1 protein-coding gene is annotated in these 205 nt (G+C 46.8%); it reads left to right on the top strand.

The genetic code is table 11. From position 1 onward, the window contains the following. Positions 1-25 precede the first annotated feature (25 nt). Positions 26-205, top strand: a 180-nt coding sequence (locus GBM95_RS12890; protein ID WP_226963343.1) for a hypothetical protein, incomplete at its 3' end; no start/stop codon positions are given.

Raw genomic sequence — 205 nt, 5'->3', positions numbered from 1 at the left:
TACCCTACACAGAAAGAAAAAGCAAGTGGGTTTCAATGAAATCTTTAAAGGATTTCAACTACTTGCTTTCTCTCGACCGTCGTTATACCAAGACCGAGATTTTCCGTACGTTGAAAGCACCATGAAGGGCTCTATTGTCCGTACCATCGGCATGACGCGCACGCACTTTCTGAGCTGGCTGACGGTGTTCTGCTACAACGTCGCA

It is taken from the genome of Sutterella seckii (assembly GCF_009183815.1).
Classification (GTDB): Bacteria; Pseudomonadota; Gammaproteobacteria; order Burkholderiales; family Burkholderiaceae_F; genus Sutterella; species Sutterella seckii.
This window is presented reverse-complemented; position numbering and strand designations above follow the sequence as displayed.